Consider the following 21,719-nt stretch of genomic DNA (forward strand, 5'->3'; position numbering starts at 1 on the left):
CGCTCAGTCGGCTTGTCACCGCCGTCGGAAGCGCCACCACCGGTGTTCGGCCGCGTCGGAGCAGTGCTCACCGACGTGGGCTCCTCCTTCTGGGCCGACGGCTGGGCTGGACGCTGCTGCTCGATGATCGGGCGCTCGGAGATGGCCGTGCGCTCGTTCTCGTGACGAGAGACGCCCTGCTGACGCTTCTGGGAACCATCGGCGAATCCAGCGGCGATCACGGTGATCCGCAGCTCGTCTCCCAGCGCATCGTCGATCACGGTGCCGAAGATGATCTGGGCATCGTCCGAAGCCGCCGACTGGATCAGGCTCGCCGCGGTGGACACCTCGAACAACCCCATGTCGGAGCCACCGGAGATGGCCATCAAGACGCCCTGAGCGCCATCGATGCTGGCTTCCAGCAGTGGCGAGGAGACCGCCATCTCTGCAGCGGCCTTCGCCCGGTCCTCTCCCCTGGCCGAGCCGATGCCCATGAGGGCCGAGCCCGCATTCGACATGACGGCCTTGACGTCGGCGAAGTCGAGGTTGATCAGTCCCGGAGTGGTGATGAGGTCGGTGATGCCCGAGACACCCTGCATCAAAACGGTGTCGGCCTGGCGAAAGGCGTCGAGGATGCTGACCTGCGCATCGCTCATCTCCAGCAGCTTTTCGTTGGGGATGACGATGAGGGTGTCGACCTCCTCGCGGAGCTTCTCGATGCCCTCATCGGCCACGCGCGAACGCTTGGCCCCCTCGAACATGAACGGACGAGTCACGACGCCGATCGTCAAGGCTCCCATGGAGCGCGCTGTCCGTGCCACGACGGGCGCAGCGCCGGTACCGGTGCCACCGCCCTCACCTGCGGTCACGAACACCATGTCGGCACCCTTGAGCACGTCCTCGATGTCTTCGGCATGGTCCTCGGCCGCCTGCCGACCCTTGTCCGGGTCGGCGCCGGCACCCAGACCACGGGTGAGATCACGCCCGATGTCGAGCTTCACATCCGCATCGGAGATCAGCAACGCTTGGGAGTCGGTGTTCAGTGCGATGAACTCAACGCCCCGCAGACCGGCCTCGATCATGCGGTTGACAGCGTTGACGCCACCACCACCAACGCCAACGACCTTGATGACGGCGAGGTAGTTCTGGGAAGGATTGACCACGGGGGTTGCCTCTTTCTCCTGCTTCGGCGGCGAGTGCCGTTCCTGGCTGCCCGTCAGGCTATTGAAGCGCTTCGGCCAATCGCAACCAAAACGGCCAACCCGGCGGGTGTCTCTCAAGTGGTACTTGAGGGTATGCGGTCAGCGGGTCGAAGGGTTTTCCGGTGCCGTGACGTCGATGAAACGGGCTTCTGTGGCTCCCAGCAGAGCCCTGGCGACCTTCATCTTCAACGCCACGTCCTCACCCGAACCGACGACCACGCGGCGGTCTTCCGGGAGGAACAACGTGATGCTGTCGGGGCTGTGCGCCTCCACCCGATCCACACGAAGATCCCCGGTCTCGCGGAGCACTGCGGCGATGCCCCGCAAGGTCTCCGGGTCGGCCGGCGCGGTGGCCGTGACCAGACCAGCGGTTTCCCGAGCTTCTGCGAAAGTGAAGCCCTCGGCGTCGACGAGGGTCGGAGCCGGATGCGTGTCGAGCACGAATGCCGGCTCCCGTTCCACGACCTGGATCGTCACCACATCGGGGAGACCACGGCTGACATGCGCCTCCGCAACGGGCGGAAGAGCTGCAACCCGCTCGGCGATCTCACGCTCGGACACCTGCGCCAAAGGCCTCCCCATCGGAGCATCGGCGACGTCGACGACCTGCTCGACGGCGAGAATCCCAGCTCCCTCGACCCGCACTTCTCGCAGCGCGAACAACGGGCTGAAGCCCATCACGCCGATGAGGAGCAACAAGACGACGAAGCCCACTCCGATCACAGTGCGGCGGCTCCTGCGTTCAGGCCCGGCCATGGGACTCCCGAGTTCTCCGCAGCCCCTCCACGATCCGTGGCGCCATCTGCGTGATGTCACCGGCCCCGAGCGTCAACACCACATCACCGGGGCCGACCATCTCCGTGACGCTCGCCACGATTTCGTCATACGGCACCCACCGCGCCACACCACCGGCGCGACGACAGGAATCGACGAGCAGCGAGGCGTCCACCTCGGGGATCGGCTCCTCACGTGCGGCGAAGACATCGGTGACGAGGCACTCATCGGCCAGTGCGAGGGCCTCACCGAACTCTTCGGCGAAGTCTCGCGTCCGCGAATACAAGTGCGGCTGGAAGCAGGCCACGACCCGACCATCGCCCACGCCGACACGTGCCGCATGCAGAGTCACATCGAGTTCGGTCGGGTGATGGGCGTAGTCGTCGAACACCCGAACCCCACCTATCTCCCCATGTGGGGTGAAGCGTCGCGCGGTGCCACGGAATCCCCCAAGGGCCTCGGCCACACGCGTCGCGTCGGCCCCATGGGTGACCGCTGTCACCAGAGCGACTGCCGCATTGTGGAGATTGTGCAGACCCGGCACCTGGAGAGCCAGCCGGATCGGACCGGCCGGGCCGTGCAGCGTCGCCCGTGAACCAAACCCCTCCAGGCACTCATCCTCGAGCCACCAATCCCCACCGGGGCCGACTGTGACGATCCGCGTCGACGATTCTTTCTGCTCCACCACGGTGGCAGCGATGCGCGCGGCCCCGGCGTCAGCGATGTTGATGACCACGCAGGAGGCCTTCTCGGCGAACTCGACGAACCCCTCGGCATACGCCTCCGGCGTCTTCCAGTTGTCGAGATGGTCGGCCTCCACGTTGGTGATGACACGCAACTCCGCCGGGTACTGCAGGAACGAGCCGTCCGACTCATCGGCCTCCACAACGAACGGACCGGTCCCGTCCGCGGCGGCCTCCCCCGTCGTCGCCAGGGGCGCACCGACGACGAAGCCGGGATCCATGCCGAGCGACCAGAAGATGTGGGCGAGCATGCCCGAGGTGGTCGTCTTTCCATGTGTGCCGCCCACCGCGATACCGACCCGCCGCTCGGCACCGGCAGCGGGTTCCATCAACGCTCCCAGAGCGGCACTGCGATGCCAGATCCGCAACCCGCGTTCGCGGGCAGCCACGACCTCGGGATTGTCTGCCGCGATGGCGGAGGAGACCACGACGGTCTCGGCGTCGCCGACCTGTTCGGCGGCATGCCCCACGAAGGTCGTGACGCCGCGGTCACGCAATCGGGCCAGATTCGCCGAGTCGGAACGGTCCGACCCGCTGACCCGGACGCCGCGTCCGGCGTACAACTCGGCCAGGGGCGCCATTCCCGCACCACCGGCCGCGATGAAGTGCACCGGCCCCAGGTCGGACACCGGAACCAAGGGCACCGGGGGCACCAGGGCGCCGAAGATCGAACTCACGACCGGGCCGCCGCCAGCACGCGCTCGGCCAAGGTCGTGGCCGCCTCGCCGGGCACCAGATCCCGCCCGATGGTGCCCATCGTCTGCAGACCGGCGGTGTCCTTGATGATCCCGGGGATCTCTCCGGCGAGCCAGGTGGACGAAAGACCGGAATCAGCGATGAGCCGGCCCCCACCGGCGTGCACGAGTGCCTCGGCATTGCGAGCCTGCTCACCGTTGCCGTGCGGCAGCGGCACGAAGATCGCGGGAAGCCCCACGATGGCGGTCTCCACCACCGTGCCAGCCCCGGAGCGGGCCAACATCAGGTCAGCGGCCGCATAGGCCTGCTCCATGCGGTTGACATAGGCCACCGGGCGGTAGATCGCACCGGTGTCGGAATCGGTCACCGAGACCATCTCGTCGGTGAAGTTCTTGGCACCCAGCACATGCAGGATCTGCACCCCGGCGGCCAGCAGCGGGTCGATGGCGTCGATCACGGCCTCGTTGATCGACCGGGCCCCCTGCGACCCACCACTGACGAGCAGCACCGGCAGATCAGGCTTCAACTCGAACAACGCACGGCACTTCGTCTGCTCCGCAGCACGGTCGAGCAGAGTGATCTCGTCACGCACCGGGAGGCCGATGCACTCGGCGCCCTTCAATGAGGTGTTGGGGAACGCCGTGTAGACGCCTTCAGCGAACCGCGCACCGACCTTGTTGGCCAGACCCGGCACCGAGTTCTGCTCGTGGACGATGACCGGCAGCTTGAGCTGCTTGGCCGCGATGTAGGCCGGCGTCGCCACATACCCGCCGAATCCGACGAGCACGTCGGCGCGATGCTTGCGGAGCTTCTCCTTGGCCTCCCCCACCGCACGGGCCAGACGCATCGGGACCATCGCGAGTTCGAGGCCGGGCTTGCGCGGCATCGGCACCGGAGAGATGAGCTCGAGATCCAGACCGGCCTCGGGGACGACACGGCTCTCGAGGCCCTTCGGCGTCCCGATCGCAACGCGGCTCCCCTCGGGGTCCAACTCAGCCAGACGATTGGCCGTCGCGATCAGCGGCGAGGTATGCCCGGCGGTGCCACCGCCGGCCAGAACTACGTTGACCATGGAGGTCCCTTCTGTTCGGACTCGGAATACCAGTGCGTTCGGATGGTCGCTTTCCACATGGCCCCAGATCTCCGCACGTCCAGACCCCAATGGCGGGGATCCACTCATGCCCGGGATCCGGGAACGCTGCGACGATACCGCGTCAGCCGCGAGAGCCGACGATGGAGGTGACGCGCGACGGCCTCGCGTCATGCTTGCGTTGGAGGGCTTCCCGAGCATGCGGCACATCACGCGCGCAGGCGATCAGGACGCCGAGCGCGAGCATGTTCGCCATGAGCGCCGAACCACCGTAGGAGAGCATCGGCAGTGGAACACCCATCACGGGCAGCATGCGCAGAACGACGGCGATGTTCACCAGAGCTTGGAACAGGAACCACGTGGTGATTCCGGTGGCCGTGACACGTCCGAACAGCGTCTCCGAATGCATCGCCACCCGGATGCCGGCGAAGCCGAGGACGAAGAACAACGCCAGGACCAGCAGTGCCCCGAACAGACCCAGCTCCTCACCGATCACGGCATAGATGTAGTCGGTGTGCGCCTCGGGCAGGCTTCCCCACTTCTGACGGGACCTACCGATCCCGGTACCGGTCCAGCCCCCCGTGGCCAAGGCGTAGACACCGACGGTCGCCTGCATGTTCGTCCCATCCAGGTCCTGTCCGGGATTCATGAAAGCCAGCAGGCGCCGCATGCGGTTGGCCGACGTCACCGTCATCGCGAGAACACCGAGCAGCCCGACACCGCTCAGGGCCAGCAGTACCCGCTTGGGGGTTCCGACCACCAGCAACAACGACACGAGGATCCCTGCGATGATGACCGCGGTACCCATGTCTCCTTGGAACACGACCAACAACAGCACCAGACCGGCCAGCGGCAGGAACGGGATCAGCAGGTGCGCCGGTTCATCCAGTTTCCGTTGTTTGCGTGTGAAGATGGCACCGGCCCACATGACGAGGGCGAGTTTGGCGAACTCGGCGGGCTGGAACCGCAGCAGCGGGGTACCGAGCTCGACCCAGTTCTGGTTGCCGTTCACATCGACGCCGAGCGGCGTATAGGTGAGCACGAGAAACCCATAGGCCAGGAGCAATGCCGCCCACGACATCACCTGCAACGACTGCAATGACGCCCGCGCCAGGAACACCGCGCCGATGAGACCGGCCACCATGAAGACGCTCTGCCGCTTCACGAAGAAGAAGGAGTCCCCGACCTGCAGCTGCCCGTAGACGCTGCTGGCCGAGAGCACGAACATCAACCCGAGCCCGATCAGCAGGGCCGCCGACCCGATGATCATCCAGTAGTCGGCCAGAGGCCGTGCCAATGTGTCGCGCATGATGGCGACCACGCCACGAGGGCTCTGCTCCTCGTCGGCGGAGGGCTCACCGACCGACGCCGGTTCCATACGGGCACGCCCCTTCTGTGAGGGGCTCTTCTGCGGCGGGGGAAGCAACGCCACGGGGTCCTCCAGTCGGTGGATTCAGCGGTCGGCGTCAGGCGTCGGGGGCGATCCCTCGCACTGCCGCGGCGAAGGCCTCGCCCCGCGCACCGTAACCGGCATACATGTCGAGACTCGCGCAGCCGGGGGCCAACAGCACCACATCGCCCGGCTGAGCCATGTCAGCGGCCACAGCCACCACCTGCGTCATGGCTCCATCATCGTCGGATTCCACGATGAACACGGGAACCTCGGGCGCGTGTTGGGAAAGTGCCGCGTTCACATGCTCCCGATCTACCCCGAGGAGCACTGCCCCACGGAACCGGTGGGCATGGGTACGCACCAGCTCATCGAAGTCAGTCCCCTTCGCCTGTCCCCCGGCGACCCATACGACCTTCTCGAACGCCTGCAGTGACGCAGACGCCGCCGCCGGGTTGGTGGCCTTCGAATCGTCCACCCATGTGACATCGCCGAAGCACGCCACGGTTTCAATGCGATGCGCGCCGGCACGGGTGTCGCGCAGGCCCTGCCGCACCGCGGCATGCGGGATGTCCAGGGATCGGGTCAACGCCGCAGCGGCCAGGGCGTTGGCGATGTTGTGCGGCGCGTTCGGATGCACATCGGCGACGCCGGCCAGCTCCAGAGCCGATGCATCGCGCTGTTTGATCCACGCACGATCCACCAACAGTTCGTCGACGATCCCGGTCATGGAGCGAGCCGGGATTCCGAGGGTGAAGCCGATGGCGCGAGCGCCCTCCACCACATCGGCCTCCTCCACCATGCGTTCGGTGGCCGGGTCATCCACGTTGTACACGCAGGCGGTGGTCACACCGTTGTAGATGCGGGCCTTGTCGGCGGCGTACTCGTCGTATGACTCGTGCCATTCCAGATGGTCGGGAGCGATGTTCAGCACCGCGGCACCATGGAGCTGCAGCGTGTGGGTCCAGTGAAGCTGGAAGCTCGAGAGCTCGACGACGAACACGTCGTAGACGGTGTCGGTGTCGAGGATCGCCTCACACACCGGTCGCCCGATGTTGCCGACCAGTGCCACCGATTTCCCGGCGGCCTCGAGCATGGCCGCGGCCATGGTGACCGTCGTGGTCTTGCCGTTGGTGCCGGTGACTCCAAGCCACGGCGTCCGCTCCGGAATGGCTCGGTGTCCGTTGGACAGGCGCCATGCCAGCTCGACCTCGGACCAGATCGGCACATTTCGCTCAACCGCCTGCGTCAACAGCGGTGCACTGGGGCGCCATCCCGGCGAGGCGATGACCAGATCGGCGTCCTCGGGAAGTTCTGCGGTCGCCCCCGGACCGGTCCGCACCTCGGTGCCGAGCGAACCAAGGAGCTCGGCCTTGTCCCAAGTGGCCTCGCTGGTGGAGTCGTCGAGCGCGATGACCCGGGCCCCGCCTTCACGGGCTGCCTCGGCGGCCGCGAAGCCGGAGGCCCCCAGACCGGCGATGACGACACGCAGACCGCCGACGGCGTTCGGATCGAGATCGAGCCCGCCGATCACAGCCCCGCCACCCATTCGGCGTAGAAGATGCCAAGTCCAAGACTGACGCAGATGCCGCACACGATCCAGAAACGCACCACGATCGTCGACTCGCCCCACCCCAGCAGCTCGAAATGGTGCTGCAATGGAGCCATCTTGAACAGACGCTTGCCCTTGGTGAGTTTGAAGTACCCCACCTGCAACATCACCGACAAGGTGATGATGACGAACAGGCCACCGAGGATCACCAGCAGCAGCTCGGTGCGGGTGAAGATCGCCAAGCCGGCCAGTGCACCGCCGAGCGACAGGGAGCCGGAGTCACCCATGAAGATCTTCGCCGGCTTCGTGTTCCACCACAAGAACCCGAAGCATGCCGCGGCCAGGGAGGCGGCCACCACCGCGAGATCGTGCGGGTCCCGCACCTCATAGCACCGCGGATTGGCCGTCAGCACCGACGCGCAGGACTGGTTGTACTGCCAGATGTTCACCAGCGTGTAGGCGCCGAACACCATCGTCGACGCCCCGGTGGCCAGACCGTCGAGACCATCGGTCAGGTTCACCGCGTTCGAGGCGCCCGCGATCAACACCATGATCCAGACCACGGCGAGGATCAGCGGCAGCGTCAGCGGCTGGATGTCCCGCAGGAACGAGACGGCCTGGGACGCGGGGGTGAGCCCACGCTCATTGGGGAACTGGAATGAGAGGATCGCGAAGCTCGCCGCCACCACTGACTGACCCATGAGCTTGGCCTTGGAGTCGAGCCCGAGACTGCGCTGCTTGGAGATCTTGATCCAGTCATCGAGGAACCCGACGACGCCCAGCCCCACGAACAGGTAGAGCACGAGCATTGCCGAAGCCGTCGGTGGCCGCCACGTGATCACGTGCGCGACGATGTAGCCGAGCACGACCGCCATCATGATGACGATGCCGCCCATGGTGGGGGTGCCGCGCTTGGTCAGGTGCTCGGTGGGTCCGTCCTCACGGATGAACTGCCCATAGCCCTGCTTGACCATGACGCCGATGGCGAATCGCGTACCGATGAGGGTGGCGATCATAGAGACTGCTGCAGCCAGCAGGATGGTCTTCACACGCCGCTCCTGGAATCGTCGACACCAAGCAACTCGTCGGCCACGGCCTCGAGAGCCATCGAACGGGATGCCTTCACCAGCACCACATCATGACCACTCGCCACCTGCTTCGCCAGTTTCCTGGCCTCCTGCGTGTCGGCGGCCCGATGCGTGGACACCGGTGATCCCCCATCGGTTTCACTCACCCCGGCGACGATGTCGTCGGCGAACTCCCCCACCGCGATGAGTTCATCGATCCCCAGCGCTGCGACCGCACGGCCAATCGCACGATGTTCAGCGGCTGAGGCGTCACCGAGCTCGAGCATGTCCCCCAGGACTGCGATGGTGCGCGATCCGGGATGCTCGCGCTGCTCGGCGCGGCCGATGGCTGCGAGGCTGTGGCAGGCGGCGAGCATCGAGTCGGGGTTGGCGTTGTAGGCGTCATTGCAGACCACGAGCCCATCTGCTCGGCGGGTGATCTCCATACGCCATCGTGAGCGTGAAGTGGCAGCGGTCAGGGACGCCGCGACGGCAGCAGGATCGACGCCCAGCACCACCGCTGCCGCCGCTGCGGCCGCCGCATTGCCGACCTGATGCCGTCCGGAAACCTGCAGCTCGACGGGGAAACGCTCGACATGGTCCCCACGTTCCACCACAAGGGTGAAGGAATGACGATCCAGATCGCCGGCGTGCACGTCATCGGCCCACACGATCACGTCGGCCGGTTCGGTGGGGCGCCCCGCCCCGCTGAACCACGCGATGCGACCACGGGTCCTGGGGGCCATCCCAAGCGTGTACGGATCGGTGCCGTTGAGCACTGCCCAGCCGTCGGCATCCAACGCCTCGACGATCTCACCCTTGGCCTGCGCGATCGCTTCTCGCGAACCGAATTCCCCCAGATGAGCCACGCCGACGTTCAGCACCACTGCGACGCTGGGCGGCACGATGCCACACAAGTAGGCGATGTGCCCTCTGCCACGGGCTCCCATCTCAGCCACCAGATAGCGGGTGTCCTCATCACACGAGACGGCTGTCAGGGGCACGCCGATCTCGTTGTTGTGGCTGCCCTCGGGAGCCACGGTGGCGCCGGCATCGCCCAAGACGGTGGCCAGGAGATCCTTGGTGGAGGTCTTGCCCTGCGAACCGGTCAGCGCGACGGTCCTCAGCCCGGGCAGGGCGTCGATGACATGGCGGGCGACCCGGCCGAAGGCCTCCCGGACGCCGAGCCCATCCGCACCGGCGTCGACCACGATGCAGCGTGATGCGTCGACGCCATCGGGAACGTGGTTCACCAAGGCGGCCGCTGCGCCGGCATCAAGCGCGGCCTGCACGAAACGGTGCCCGTCGACGTTCTCCCCCGGCAGTGCCACGAACAGCGCGCCCGGGGTCACCGCGCGCGAATCGATGCAGACATCGGGCCCCACGACGAGATCGCCCGGGTCGTGAGTCACCCCGCCGATCCCCGCCGCGATTTCTGCCACTGAAACCGGACGCATCAAAGCTCCTCCGTGCCGATCTGGGCCCAGGATTCGGCGAGAACTGTCGAGTCGTCGAACGGGATCACCTCATCGCCGACGATCTGGCCCTGCTCATGTCCCTTGCCGAGTACCACGACGATCCCGTCGGAACCTGCCCGCCGCAGCCCTTCGGCGATGGCCGCGCGGCGTCCGCCCACATCCAGGGCATCGGGATTCACGCTGCGTGCTCCATGCAGAGCCGCCGCTCGGATCGCTGCAGGATCCTCGGTACGCGGGTTGTCGTCAGTGATGATCGTGACGTCCGCGCCCTGCGCCGCGGCGGCGCCCATGGGCTCACGCTTGGAACGGTCCCGGTCACCGCCACAACCGACGACGACCACGACGCGACGCCCAGCCTGACGCTGCTCGGTGAACGCACTCAGAACCGCGGCCACCGATTCCGGAGTGTGCGCGAAGTCGACATAGGCTTCTGGAGCGCGATCCCCCAACGGAACCGGCTGCATACGCCCGGGTACGTCCACCGTCGCCAGAGCGGGGGCGACGGCCTCGGGGGCGACGAGCTGTCCGGCAACGACCTGTCCGTCGACGAGCGCCATCGCGATGGCCGCGTTCGTGCGGTTGAACATACCGGGGAGTCGCATCGGAACCGTCAGCGTTCCGCCCGGATGCTGGAGGGAGAACTCGTCAGGTGCCGAAGGCAGGATCCGATAATCAGCCTGCTCGCTGCGTCCCACCGTCCGCAGTCTCAGCCCGTTCGCGCGGGCGCGTTCGATGAGCTGTGCCGCCCACGGATCGTCCATGTGCACCACCGCGTTGTGGGTGAAATGCGGGGTGAACAACCGGGCCTTGGCCTCGAAGTACTCCTCCATCGTTCCGTGGAAATCGAGATGCTCGCGGTTGAGGTTCGTGAAGCCCGCACCGGCGAATTCGATGCCATCCACCCGGTTGAGCGCCAGCGCATGCGAGGAGACCTCCATGGCCACCGCTTCTGCGCCGCGGTCCCGCATCTGGGCGAGCATCGCCTGCAGGTCGGGCGATTCGGGGGTCGTCACCGTGGACGTCGGTTGGTCGATCCGGACGCCGTCGAGTTCGAACCCGAGGGTCCCGATCGTCCCCACCCGCAGTCCCACCTGGCGCAGCAGCGCCGCCATGAGGTGAACCGTGGTCGTCTTCCCATTGGTGCCGGTGAGCCCGAACATCTGCACAGTGGTCGACGGATCCTGATGCACGCGTGAGGCGAACACCGCCATGTCACGGCGCGGATCCGGGCTGACGGCTACCGCCACCTCGGCACCATCGCCCGCCGTCAGCGGGCCCTCGGCCCGGATCTGTTCAGCCCCCTCGGCATCTGTCAGGATCGCCACCGCACCCGCGTCGACGGCCTGACGTGCGAATCGCGCTCCATGCACACGCGTGCCCGGCAGGGCCACCCACAGATCCCCCGGTGCCACACGACGGGAGTCCAGCGTGACACCGGACGCAGCGACATTCTGCCCGTCGGGCAATGTCAACATCGTCGGCCCGGTGCCGATTCTTGGTTCGGGAACACGCTCGTTCATCTCGGGGAGGCTATCCGATCCTGACCGCGATGCGCGGCACGTGCACCGGCGATCCGGTCACCACGTGAGCTGATCCTCCGTCGGGCCCTCCGTCGTGGAGGGCGTCACACCATAATTCGCCAGAACAGTCCGCATCGTGTCGTGATAGACCGGAGCGGCTGCCGCGGTGCCGGTGTGTCCATTTCGGGGGTTGTCGATCGCCACATACGTGACGTACTGCGGATCCTCGGCCGGGGCCATGCCCACGAAGGACGCGGTGTAACCGTTGTAGCCGCCGGTTTCGGGGTCATACTTCTCAGCGGTACCGGTCTTGCCTCCCGTGCGATAGTCCTCCATCGCGACGTTCGTGGCGAAACCGCCCGGACCGACGACCGATTCCATCATCGACGCCACCATCTCCGAGGATTCCTCGGAGACCACCCGACGCGGCTCGGCACGCTTGATGGGCACATCCTGCCCATTCGCATCGGTCGCGCTGCGCAGGATCGTCGGCTGGTTGTACACGCCGTCATTGAGGATCCCCGCGATGGCGGCTGTCTGCTGCAGTGCGGTCACCGACACGCCCTGACCGAACGCGATCTGATCACGGGTGTAATCCTCCATGTCCGCAGGAGGGAGGGAACCAGCGGCCTCGCCCGGCAGCTCGATACCCGTGGGGCGTCCGAGCCCGAAGTCGGAGAGGTACTGATGCATCCTCTCCTTGGGCATCTCGCGCGACATCATGATCATGCCGATGTTCGACGAGTAGGCAAAGGCTCCTCGCGCCGTGATCTGGGCGTAGTTGTGCTGCACCACGTCTCGCACGGTGCCACCGCCGGATTCGATCGACGGCGGGATCACCAGACGCGTCTGCGGAGCCACGGTTCCCGAATCGGTGAGCGCGGCCATGGTGAGGATCTTCTGCACCGACCCGGGCTCGAACGCCTGGGTGATGCTCCGGTTGAACATGTCATCGGAGTCGGCGTCCTCGATGCGGTTGTTGTCGAACGTCGGGACGTTGGCCATCGCGATGACCTCGCCGGTCTTGACGTCCATGGTGATGGCGACGCCCGAGTCGGCGTTGTGCTTCTTCACCTGCTCGGCGAGTTTTCGCTCGCTCACCGCCTGCACGCGCGTGTCGAGCGTCAGCTCATAGGAGACGCCGTTCTGCGCGGGCGTCAACACGTTCTGACCGAGCGGAATGCGCTGCCCCGACGGTGACGCTTCGAAGACCTCCTGCCCGGGCTGACCCGCCAGCTGCTCATCGAGCTGCATCTCCAGCCCGGCGACGCCTTCGTTCTGGCCGTTGATGAAACCGACGACCGCTGCCGCATTGGACCCCTCGGGATAGGTCCGGATCGGGCTCGACTCGCGGAAGACGCCGTAGATCTGGGCTTCAGCCAGATCGGCAGCCAGACGGTCGTACTGCGCGGCAGGGACCTTGCGTGCCACGTAGGCAAAACGCGTGCCCTCCTTGGTGAGGCCCTCCTTGTACTTCTCGGCGTCCCCGCCGATGTGGGCCACCATCAACGCCGCGATCTCATCGGCCTTCTCCCTGGTGAGCGTCGGGTCACAGGTGATATCCATCGCAGGCTGGCTGACCGCCATCACCGCACCGTTGCGGTCGGTGAGAACGCCCCGCTCCGCGGGCAATGGCACCGATCGCGTCATCGCGGCCTCTGCCGACGCCGCATAGGCCTGGGTGTCGAGCACCTGCAGCTGCACCAGACGACCGGCACACACCGACACCACGATCGCCAGAGCCACGAGCATCACCTGCAACCGGGAGACGCCCGAGGCCAATTTCAGTCGCGTCGGAGGCCTGGTCGACCCCCGGGAGGAAGGGCGATGGGAGGACGGGCGTCGGGAGGACGGATGACGGGACGACCGCCGCGACTTCGCCGACCCCGAAGCGCCGTCGCCGGAACGGTTTCGGCGTCTGCGAGCCTCATCGAGGGAACGCACGCGCTTCGATGAGCGTGACCGCTCTCGCGGTGTGCGGTCGTCTGCCATCACTGGCCTCCACGGGCGAATTCGGTCGCTTGTTGCTCCGGGCCCTGCGGCGCCGGATCCTGCTGCCCGGGTTCGGGCGCTTCAGGTGCTGGGGGCGGGGGGCCCGGCTGACCGGGCTGCACCTGCCCACTGCTCGGGCCGTCCGGTGCCGGCGATCCGGGGAACGCCGGGTTCTCCGGCTGACCCTGCCCCTGATTCTGCTGGTCGGCGCCCGGATTGGCCGGGTACGACTCGCCCTGGGGGCGAAGTTGTTCAGCACGTTCCCGGGCCGCCGCTGCTGCGTCCTCGGCTTCGGACCGCCGGGTATCGGCGTAATCCTGCGCTTTGGACTCCTGCGACGCGTCCTCCTCATCGGACGTCAGGATGACCGATTCGGGCCGGGCCTTCCCATCGGAGGGCGCGACATCGCCACTGATCTCACCGGTACGCAGGTCCACGAAGGCGATGTGGTCATTGGGGCGCAGCCCCAGCTTGGAGGCCTTGCGCGTGACCTCGCCGGTGGAGGACGCCTCGATGACCTGCTGTTTCAGCTCACCTTCGCGATAGCTCAACTCGACCGCCTCGGCACGCAGATCGTTCGCCTGCATCGCCTGGGCCTGCAGATGCGTGTTCAGGAACAGCAGCCCCACAAGACCGGCCACGAGGAGACCGCCGAGCACGACGAGGAATGATGCGCGCCCCATGCGCCCTTGGCTGGCCGGGACGAGAGCGAGTCGTGGACGAGACGGCGGAAGGGGGGCTCCCCCGCCACGGGGGTCATCAGATGTGGTGGGAAGTGGGGACACGCTCATGCTGCCGCCTCCAGTCGCTCGATGGCCCGCAGCCGCGCCGATGCGGCACGCGGATTGGTGGTGGTCTCGGCCCTGCCCGGCCGCTCGGCCCCCTTGACGAGGAGCTGCATGGTGGCCCGCATCTCGGGCGGGACGACGGGGAGGTCACGGGGTGCACGATCGATCGTGCGTTCCCGGAAGGCGTTCTTCACGAGGCGGTCCTCCAACGAGTGATAGGCCAGAACGACCATGCGCCCGCCCGGGGTCGATGCCGTGGGCGACACCAGGGCATCGAGCGCCTGCGGAAGCAGCGCCTCCAATGCGGCCAGTTCATCGTTGACCGCGATGCGCAAAGCCTGAAACGTGCGCTTGGCCGGATGCCCACCGGTGGTGGCGTGCCGCACCGCGGCGGGAAGCGCCTCCACGATGACCTCGACCAGCCGGGCCGATGTGGTGAAGGGCTCGACCTCCCTGGCTGCCACGATCGCACGGGCGATCCGGTCAGCGTGGCGCTCCTCGCCATAGGTGGTGAGGATGCGTCGTATCTCAGCTCCGGACCACGTGTTCAACACATCGGCGGCGGTCGGACCGGCGTCCCCCATTCGCATGTCCAGCGGCGCGTCCACCCGATAGGCGAAGCCTCGGTCGATGGTGTCGATCTGCAGCGAGGAGAGGCCGAGATCGGCGAGCACCGAGGACACCTCGGCGACCCCCAGATCGGCCAGAGCTTCGGCGAACTGCGAATAGACCGCGTGGACGAACTCCACCCGGTCGCCAAAGCGCGCCAGACGCTGACGGCTGTGGGACAGAGCGTCCGGGTCGCGGTCGAATCCGATCACCCGGGACTCGGGACAGGCCTCCAAGATGGCCTCGGCATGTCCACCAAGACCGAGGGTGCAGTCCACGTGCACCGCGCCGGGTTCGGCGAGGGCGGGTACGCAGAGCTCCACGACCCGATCGAGCAGCACGGGGACGTGCACGTCGGACGTCGGCGTCTCCTCCGTCATGCCCCCTCCTCGTTCACTCGATTCATCTGCCAGGTCGTCGCCCCGGCGCTGATTCCCCCAGCGCTGATTACTCTGTCTGCGCGATCTTTGGTGCGTATGGCCCGGCTGCCCGGGCCCGTCCCTCGTGATCGGCGAGGCATGCCCCGAACCGACCCTCCACAGGCGTGGAGGTACGAGTCGAGCAACCCACCTCGGGCTCCTGCGATGAGGTTTCGCCTCGAGGGCCGGCGGGAAGTGCAGCCTGCCGCAGGGGAAGTTGCGTCAGGATGCCCGTCCCTCGAGACGAAGCCACACCGCAGGATCACTCACCCGGAACGACCTCGTGATTCATCTGCGCGAACACCGATTCCTGCTCCGCGGAGTAGGTCTCCCATGCCTCGCGGTCCCAGATCTCGATGCGGTCGATCGCGCCGACCACGACGATGTCCTTGCCGAGGCCGGCATACGCGCGCAGTGCCGGCGGAATGCTGAGACGCCCCTGCTTGTCGGGCACCTCACTGGAGGCTCCGGCCGCCAGCATGCGCTGGAAGTCGCGGACCCCCTTCACCGTCGATGGCCCGGAAGCCATCTTCTGCGCCATCTCACGGAAGGTCTGCTCGGGGTAGATGGCCAGACACCGGTCCTGGGACCGAGTGACGACCAATCCGTCGGTGAGTTGCTCTCTGAACTTGGCCGGGAGGAAGAAACGACCCTTCTCGTCGAGCTTCGGTTCATGAGTGCCGAGAAACACGGTGCACCCACCCCCTCAAGCTCAGCGATCACGGTCGATCTGCTCCACTGCGCTCCACAGTACTCCACTTTCCCCCACAACGCGCAACCCTCAGGAGGAGAGTTTCAGAGAATCCCCGAAAAGTCCCACAAGAACAGGCTTTTCACGGTCAAGGCGGGGTGGAGGGTTGCGCCATGGCATGCGAGGCGACAGGCCCCGAAAGCAACCGAATCACCCCATGGGGAGCACCGACGGGAGCAAAGGGGGAGGAAAGTGGAGCAACAGGGGCGGGGCGGTGGAGAGCAGGGAACTTCGTCGTCACCGAATCGTGATCTTCGCCCGAAACGCGTAAGGTGTGCACGGACTTGGGCCGAGAAGCCCTTCACGTCCGTTCACGGAGGGCCGGTCGGCGCCCGCGAACGGGCTCGACGACAAGATCTGCGGAAGGACCGACTCTTGACTACGAGCTACGCCGGACCGGAAGACCCGAACCCCATGGGTCGTCGCGGCGCAGGGCCCATGGCCCCGCAGTACAACATCGAAGATCTGGTGCAGACGATCGATCGCGTGCGCGCGGGCATCGAGTCGGTGATCGAGGGCAAGCGCGAAAGCGTCGACACCGCGCTGATGGTGCTGCTCGCCGAAGGGCACCTGCTGCTGGAGGATGTGCCGGGCGTCGGCAAGACGATGCTGGCAAAGGCGATCGGCCGCTCGATCGACTGCTCGGTACGCCGCCTGCAGTTCACCCCTGACCTCCTGCCCTCCGACATCACCGGCGTCTCCATCTACAACCAGGAGAGTCGCGAATTCGAGTTCAAGCCCGGCGGCGTGTTCGCCAACGTCGTGGTGGGCGACGAGATCAACCGGGCCTCACCCAAGACGCAGTCCGCTCTGTTGGAAGCCATGGAAGAGCGCCAGGTGTCGGTGGACGGCACCACCTATGAACTCGATCTGCCGTTCATGGTCGTGGCGACCCAGAACCCGATCGAGATGGAGGGCACCTATCCCCTCCCCGAGGCCCAGCGCGACCGCTTCATGGCGCGTATCGAGATGGGTTACCCGACGCAGCGCGCCGAGCTGGAGATGCTCGAGCACCACGGCGCCCATGACCCCCTCATGGATCTGGAGCCCGTCACCGACGCTGGCACGATCCTCGCACTGATCGAGACCGTCAAGGACGTCTACGTCGCTCCCCCGGTGCGCCAATATCTCATCGGCATCATCGATGCCACACGTGACTCCTCCGACCTGCGTCTGGGCGCCTCACCTCGTGCTGCACTCCATCTCCTGCGTGCGGCCAAGGCCTACGCCGCCATGCAGGGACGCGACTACGTCAACCCGGATGACGTAGCCCACCTGGCCGCGCCTGTGCTGGCCCACCGCGTACTGCCCTCCACCGACGCCCAGCTCCAGCGTCACTCGGCGACCGACATCATCGACGGGGTGGTGCGATCGGTGCCCGTGCCGGAGAAGTGATGCGCCGCAATCCGTGGAGCCGCCTCACCTCACGTGGGCGGGTGTTCCTCATCACCGGACCCGCACTCGTCCTCACCGGCATGCTCGTGGGTGTCGTCGGCTTGGTGTGGGCCGGGCTCGTGCTGTTCCTTCTGCCCATCGTGGCCTTTGCGTTCATGATGGGCAGCCGCCTTCGCCTGTCGTGTGAACGCGCGTTCACCCATGGCGAGATGAGTATCGGCCAGACGCTCGACTCACATCTGGTGGTGTCGAAGAAGGGCCGGATGTCAGCCGGCATTCTCATGTTCGAGGAGGCCATGCCTCCCGAGCTCGGCCGCCGCCCCCGGTTCACGATCAACCAGGTGCGGGGCACGTGGTCACGGGATGTGCACTACCCATTGCACGGCCACCAGCGCGGACGCTTCACCGTGGGCCCCCTGCTGGTGCGCAGCACAGACATGTTCGGCATGGTGAAATTCGACCGCCAGTTCTCCTTGACCTCCGAGGTCATGGTGACCCCCCGTATCCACCCCCTGGGATCCATGGGCAATGTGGCAGGTGGTGGCACCTCGGGCGACCACCGGCCGCAGAAGCTCGGCGTCACCGGCCAGGATGATGTCTTGGTGCGCGAGTACCGCCACGGTGATGACGTACGCCGCGTCCATTGGCGCTCCACCGCGCGACGCGGTGAGCTGATGGTGCGCCGTGAGGAACAGGCATGGGATCCCCGCGTCTCCGTCCTCGTGGACAACCGCACGAGTGCTCACGCCGGCGTCGGTCGCGGGAACTCGATGGAGTACGCCGTGTCCTGCGCCGCCTCCATCGCCTGCCACTTCGTCGCCGAATCCTTCGACGCCAGCCTGTACGACGCCGACGGGGTCATGGCCTCGTCCACCACCACTCAGGTGGGCAGGCGTCACATCATCTCGACCTACACCGACCTGAAGGCATCCGATTCGACCAACCTTCTGACCGGCATCGGGGCCGTCAGCTCCGACACTTCCGGGCAGGTCCTCGTGGCCGTGCTGGGCCGCATCACGCAGGCCGATGCCGATGCGCTCGTGCGTTCGCGTCGTTCCCATTCGCATGGCTTGGCCATCGTCATCGACGTCGACTCGTTCTCCTCGACTCTCTCGGAGCACCGCACCGAGCACGAGAAGGCAGTCGGAGTGTTGCGCTCCAACCTCTGGCGCGTGGTGGAGGTCGACAGGGACACCCCGATCAGGGATGCCTGGAAGGATCTCGAGCGGATCGGAGAGTTCGTCTGATGGCACGTCCTGCACGGGCCGCAAATCCGGCACCCCCACGACCCCAGGTCATCACATCCTCCGACCGCGCGTCGGTGGCCATCGGTCTTGGCGTCATCCTCGCGGCCCTGCCATTGAAGATGCTCGTCATGGGATGGAGCTACATGTGGCTCACCATCCCTCTCGTGGCGCTGCTGTCGATGGCTTCCCTGGTGGTGCGCAGGCTCCGATTGGGAAGCCTGATGACGCTCATCGTCCAGATCATCCTGATGACGGCTTTCCTGCTCGCCGTGGCGCAGTCCCTCAAGACCGAGGGCGGGATCTTCTCGGGCTGGTGGGGTCTGTATGAGCAGGCATCCGAACACATCATGTCGCAGGCCTCCCCCATGGAGCCCAACGCCGGCGTGACACTGCTGTTCACCACTTTCATGGGCGTCATCGCGATCCTCACCGATGTGATGGTGCAGACCATCCAACGACCGGCGTGGTCGCTGCTGCCGCTGGCGATGGTGTGGGTCATCCCCACCTTCACGCTCCGCAACGAAACGCCGTTCTGGACCGTGGCCGCGATGTTCGGCGGCTACCTGGTCATCCTGCTCGCCGATGGCGTCAATGTCACCGCATGGTGGCCCCGCGGTGTGCGTCGCCGAGACACCGACCGCACCAATGGCGCACTGGCGCTGCGTTCGGCACTGATCGCGGTGCCCGCTCTGGTCCTTGCCATGGTGGGTGGCATGGCCCTTCCGGTGCTCATGAATGGCGAATGGACGCGTGACAAGCCCAAGGGCGCCGATGGCCCCCTGACGATGTCCGATCCCTCGTTGGATCTGCGCCGCAACCTCAACCAGCCTGAGGACCGCGAAGTCATCCGCTACTCCACCGAGGCCGAAGACGGCGTCTATCTGCGCATGACCTCCCTGCCCGCCTTCGACGGCACCGGATGGCACAGCTCCGGCGTCCAGCTCAGGGACATGCCACTGGATCCTCCGCCGGGTGTGACGAGCGTCGACTACGACACGATCAACACCCAGATCCAGGTCACCGAGTTCGGCTCGGAATACCTCCCCGCCCCCTACGCCCCGCAGGAGCTGCAGGTCGACGGGGAATGGAAATACGACCCCGACTCCCTGATGGTCATGGCCACCGGCGACAACCGAACCGAGGCGACCCGCGATCTTGAGTATTCGGTCTCGAGCCTCGACGTACAGCCCGACGGCCAAGGCCTTTCCCAAGCACAGACCGGAAACCCACCGGATGCGCGCTACACGGTTCCCATCCCCGAGGACCTGCCCCCGGAGTTGTTCGAGCTCTCGCAGCAGCTCACCTCGGATCAGCCGACGCCAGCGCTGAAGGCCGCCGCCATCCAGAGTTATCTGCGTTCGGACGAGTTCACCTACTCCACCGAGCCGCAGCCGGGCACCGGATACGACGCCCTGCAGAACTTCCTGTTCACCGACAAGAAGGGCTACTGCGAGCAGTTCGCCGGATCCATGGCCGTACTGGCACGCCTGGCGGGTATTCCGTCACGCGTGGCCGTCGGTTTCCTGCCCGGGGAGAAGCAGGGTGATGACCACGTGGTGTCGATTCGCGACTACCACGCGTGGCCCGAGTTGTACTTCGAAGGCTACGGCTGGGTGCGTTTCGAACCGACACCGAGCGTCGGCGTGGCACCATCGTGGACCGTGGTGGGCCAGGGGTCCGAGGAAGGGAACGGCCAGGGCGAAACGCCCGAGCCGACTCAGGAGGGGTCCCCCTCCCCCACCCCGACCCCCACTCCGTCCGAGAAGCCTGACGCCCCGCTGCCCGGACCGGTCGACCCCCCGGAGAGCCCCGCCTGGGTGCAGACGCTGGTGTTCATCGGGCTCGTCGTCGGCGTCGTGGCAGGTCTGGCTCTGTTCGTCTCGATCCCCTTCCTGATCCGCCGTCGACGCCGCCTGCATCGTCTGGCCACCACCGGTGACATGGATCAACGCGTCGAAGGTGCGTGGGCCGAGGTGCGTGATTCCGTCCTGGACGCCGGAGAGAACTGGCCCACCGGTTCCCCACGCGTGATCGGCAAACTCGTCGGCGAACGGCTGGACACCCAGTCGGCCAGAGCCATGGAGGTACTGTCGCTGATCGTCGAACGGCAGCGGTACGCACGATCCAACTCGGTGAATGCCGATCTGGCCGCCATTGCGCAGGACGTCCGACGCGGCCTGCTCCACGATCAGGATCTGTCGACCAAATTCGCCGCCAACTGGTGGCCCCGTTCACTGTGGCTGGGACTGTTCGGCAGGAAGTCGTGACGGTGTGACGGAGCCGATGATGAGGAAGGCCCGGAGCGTGCGCTCCGGGCCTTCCGTATTTCAGGGGCCTTCCGTATTGATGCCTGTTCGTCGTGCGAGATCCCCGTATATCCCGCCCGTATCCATCCCGCAGGTGTCGATCCCATGCGGTGGGGTCGCGGCGCTGGGGCGTCCTCAGCCGGGTCGCCGTCAGCCGGTTTTTTCAGGTGGTTCAGCGATCCTCGCCCTGACGGCGACGCCAGCGTTCTTCCATCTTGCTCATGAACGCATCGCTTCCGGAGCCACCGCCCTGCCCGACGCGGGACCGCGAGGGGGGCGTCGGCTGCTCGGATTCGGATGCCGGCTGGTAGGCACGGAGACCGAACACGGTACCGGCGAGCATGAGGATGAAGCCGATGACGCTGATGAACCAGAATGCCCCGCCATTGATGGCGACGCCGCCGATCAGGAGGAGCACTCCGGCCAAGAAGCCGAATCCGGCCAGAACGGCCTGCTTACGACGAAGAACCCTCGGGGTGTGATCGCCGCGCATGGTATGCGCGAGTTTGGGGTCGTCAGCGGTGAGGGCCTTCTCCATCTGCTCGAGAAGTCGCTGTTCCTCTTCGGACAGGGCCACTCGACACCTCCAACACGTCCGTGATGCTCCCCACGGTGGGGACACGTCAAGTCTAGATGGCCGCGTGGCGCGGACGAAACCAGTTGACGAGACTTCTCTGTGCCGTCCAACGCACCGAGGGCAGAACGTGGAGAAAGGAAGGCA

At 66.3% G+C, this 21,719-nt stretch carries 16 protein-coding genes and 1 pseudogene; 3 read left to right on the top strand and 14 right to left on the bottom strand.

Features of this window, described 5'->3' with window-relative positions:
• Nucleotides 1-194: 194 nt before the first annotated feature.
• The 13 genes and pseudogenes from ftsZ to mraZ all read right to left on the bottom strand — a co-directional run.
• A pseudogene (gene ftsZ / locus FB460_RS07600) lies at nt 195-1,142 on the bottom strand (cell division protein FtsZ); the annotation flags it as partial.
• Nucleotides 1,143-1,280: 138 nt separating this feature from the next.
• Nucleotides 1,281-1,937 carry a cell division protein FtsQ/DivIB gene (locus tag FB460_RS07605; RefSeq protein WP_142093551.1) on the bottom strand — a complete coding sequence of 219 codons (657 nt, stop codon included), beginning with the start codon at nt 1,935-1,937 and terminating at the stop codon, nt 1,281-1,283.
• Nucleotides 1,924-3,375, bottom strand: a complete 1,452-nt coding sequence (gene murC, locus FB460_RS07610) for a UDP-N-acetylmuramate--L-alanine ligase (RefSeq protein ID WP_425466979.1) — start codon at nt 3,373-3,375, stop codon at nt 1,924-1,926. The genes FB460_RS07605 and murC overlap by 14 nt, the downstream gene beginning before the upstream one ends.
• The gene (gene murG, locus FB460_RS07615; protein ID WP_142093552.1) at nt 3,372-4,466 is read right to left on the bottom strand and encodes an undecaprenyldiphospho-muramoylpentapeptide beta-N-acetylglucosaminyltransferase; all 1,095 of its coding nucleotides are present in this window, start codon (nt 4,464-4,466) and stop codon (nt 3,372-3,374) included. Before murG ends, murC begins: the two co-directional genes overlap by 4 nt.
• Nucleotides 4,467-4,608: 142 nt before the next feature.
• Complete coding sequence (gene ftsW / locus FB460_RS07620) at nt 4,609-5,916, bottom strand: putative lipid II flippase FtsW (protein WP_211345905.1); 1,308 nt, start codon at nt 5,914-5,916, stop codon at nt 4,609-4,611.
• Between the two features lie 34 nt (nt 5,917-5,950).
• Nucleotides 5,951-7,423 (bottom strand): UDP-N-acetylmuramoyl-L-alanine--D-glutamate ligase, encoded by a 1,473-nt coding sequence (murD, locus tag FB460_RS07625; RefSeq protein WP_142093553.1) that lies wholly within the window; start codon nt 7,421-7,423, stop codon nt 5,951-5,953.
• Complete coding sequence (mraY, locus tag FB460_RS07630) at nt 7,405-8,475, bottom strand: phospho-N-acetylmuramoyl-pentapeptide-transferase (RefSeq protein WP_142093554.1); 1,071 nt, start codon at nt 8,473-8,475, stop codon at nt 7,405-7,407. The genes murD and mraY overlap by 19 nt, the downstream gene beginning before the upstream one ends.
• The gene (locus FB460_RS07635; protein WP_142093555.1) at nt 8,472-9,950 is read right to left on the bottom strand and encodes a UDP-N-acetylmuramoyl-tripeptide--D-alanyl-D-alanine ligase; all 1,479 of its coding nucleotides are present in this window, start codon (nt 9,948-9,950) and stop codon (nt 8,472-8,474) included. The genes mraY and FB460_RS07635 overlap by 4 nt, the downstream gene beginning before the upstream one ends.
• Nucleotides 9,950-11,491 carry a UDP-N-acetylmuramoyl-L-alanyl-D-glutamate--2,6-diaminopimelate ligase gene (locus FB460_RS07640; protein WP_246044324.1) on the bottom strand — a complete coding sequence of 514 codons (1,542 nt, stop codon included), beginning with the start codon at nt 11,489-11,491 and terminating at the stop codon, nt 9,950-9,952. Before FB460_RS07640 ends, FB460_RS07635 begins: the two co-directional genes overlap by 1 nt.
• A gap of 57 nt (nt 11,492-11,548) precedes the next feature.
• Nucleotides 11,549-13,237 (bottom strand): peptidoglycan D,D-transpeptidase FtsI family protein, encoded by a 1,689-nt coding sequence (locus FB460_RS07645; RefSeq protein WP_170210000.1) that lies wholly within the window; start codon nt 13,235-13,237, stop codon nt 11,549-11,551.
• Nucleotides 13,238-13,482: 245 nt separating this feature from the next.
• Nucleotides 13,483-14,274, bottom strand: a complete 792-nt coding sequence (gene ftsL / locus FB460_RS07650; RefSeq protein ID WP_142093557.1) for a cell division protein FtsL — start codon at nt 14,272-14,274, stop codon at nt 13,483-13,485.
• Nucleotides 14,271-15,260 carry a 16S rRNA (cytosine(1402)-N(4))-methyltransferase RsmH gene (rsmH, locus tag FB460_RS07655; RefSeq protein ID WP_142093558.1) on the bottom strand — a complete coding sequence of 330 codons (990 nt, stop codon included), beginning with the start codon at nt 15,258-15,260 and terminating at the stop codon, nt 14,271-14,273. The genes ftsL and rsmH overlap by 4 nt, the downstream gene beginning before the upstream one ends.
• A gap of 301 nt (nt 15,261-15,561) precedes the next feature.
• Nucleotides 15,562-15,990, bottom strand: a complete 429-nt coding sequence (gene mraZ, locus FB460_RS07660; protein WP_142093559.1) for a division/cell wall cluster transcriptional repressor MraZ — start codon at nt 15,988-15,990, stop codon at nt 15,562-15,564.
• 498 nt (nt 15,991-16,488) lie between these two features.
• On the opposite strand from mraZ, the gene FB460_RS07665 reads away from it, so the two are divergent.
• The 3 genes from FB460_RS07665 to FB460_RS07675 are packed head-to-tail and all read left to right on the top strand — an operon-like array spanning nt 16,489 to nt 20,959.
• Nucleotides 16,489-17,445 carry an AAA family ATPase gene (locus FB460_RS07665; protein WP_211345959.1) on the top strand — a complete coding sequence of 319 codons (957 nt, stop codon included), beginning with the start codon at nt 16,489-16,491 and terminating at the stop codon, nt 17,443-17,445.
• Nucleotides 17,445-18,692, top strand: a complete 1,248-nt coding sequence (locus tag FB460_RS07670) for a DUF58 domain-containing protein (RefSeq protein ID WP_142093560.1) — start codon at nt 17,445-17,447, stop codon at nt 18,690-18,692. The genes FB460_RS07665 and FB460_RS07670 overlap by 1 nt, the downstream gene beginning before the upstream one ends.
• Nucleotides 18,692-20,959: a transglutaminase TgpA family protein gene (locus FB460_RS07675; protein ID WP_142093561.1), complete on the top strand. Its 2,268-nt coding sequence runs from the start codon at nt 18,692-18,694 to the stop codon at nt 20,957-20,959. Before FB460_RS07670 ends, FB460_RS07675 begins: the two co-directional genes overlap by 1 nt.
• 211 nt (nt 20,960-21,170) lie before the next feature.
• Here the strand turns inward: FB460_RS07675 and FB460_RS07680 are convergent, their stop codons facing one another.
• On the bottom strand, nt 21,171-21,575 hold the full coding sequence (locus FB460_RS07680; RefSeq protein WP_142093562.1) for a DUF3040 domain-containing protein: 405 nt from the start codon (nt 21,573-21,575) through the stop codon (nt 21,171-21,173).
• Nucleotides 21,576-21,719 lie beyond the last annotated feature (144 nt).

Source organism: Propioniferax innocua, assembly GCF_006716235.1.
GTDB classification, from domain to species: domain Bacteria; phylum Actinomycetota; class Actinomycetes; order Propionibacteriales; family Propionibacteriaceae; genus Propioniferax; species Propioniferax innocua.

Bases quoted from the DNA above. Each gene is read 5' to 3' on its own strand.
- murG (WP_142093552.1), bottom strand. From the start codon at position 4,466: ATGGTCAACGTAGTTCTGGCCGGCGGTGGCACCGCCGGGCATACCTCG.
- murD (WP_142093553.1), bottom strand. From the start codon at position 7,423: ATGGGTGGCGGGGCTGTGATCGGCGGGCTCGATCTCGATCCGAACGCC.
- FB460_RS07635 (WP_142093555.1), bottom strand. From the start codon at position 9,950: ATGCGTCCGGTTTCAGTGGCAGAAATCGCGGCGGGGATCGGCGGGGTG.
- FB460_RS07640 (WP_246044324.1), bottom strand. From the start codon at position 11,491: ATGAACGAGCGTGTTCCCGAACCAAGAATCGGCACCGGGCCGACGATG.
- FB460_RS07670 (WP_142093560.1), top strand. From the start codon at position 17,445: ATGCGCCGCAATCCGTGGAGCCGCCTCACCTCACGTGGGCGGGTGTTC.
- FB460_RS07665 (WP_211345959.1), top strand. From the start codon at position 16,489: ATGGCCCCGCAGTACAACATCGAAGATCTGGTGCAGACGATCGATCGC.
- rsmH (WP_142093558.1), bottom strand. From the start codon at position 15,260: ATGACGGAGGAGACGCCGACGTCCGACGTGCACGTCCCCGTGCTGCTC.
- FB460_RS07605 (WP_142093551.1), bottom strand. From the start codon at position 1,937: ATGGCCGGGCCTGAACGCAGGAGCCGCCGCACTGTGATCGGAGTGGGC.
- ftsL (WP_142093557.1), bottom strand. From the start codon at position 14,274: ATGAGCGTGTCCCCACTTCCCACCACATCTGATGACCCCCGTGGCGGG.
- FB460_RS07675 (WP_142093561.1), top strand. From the start codon at position 18,692: ATGGCACGTCCTGCACGGGCCGCAAATCCGGCACCCCCACGACCCCAG.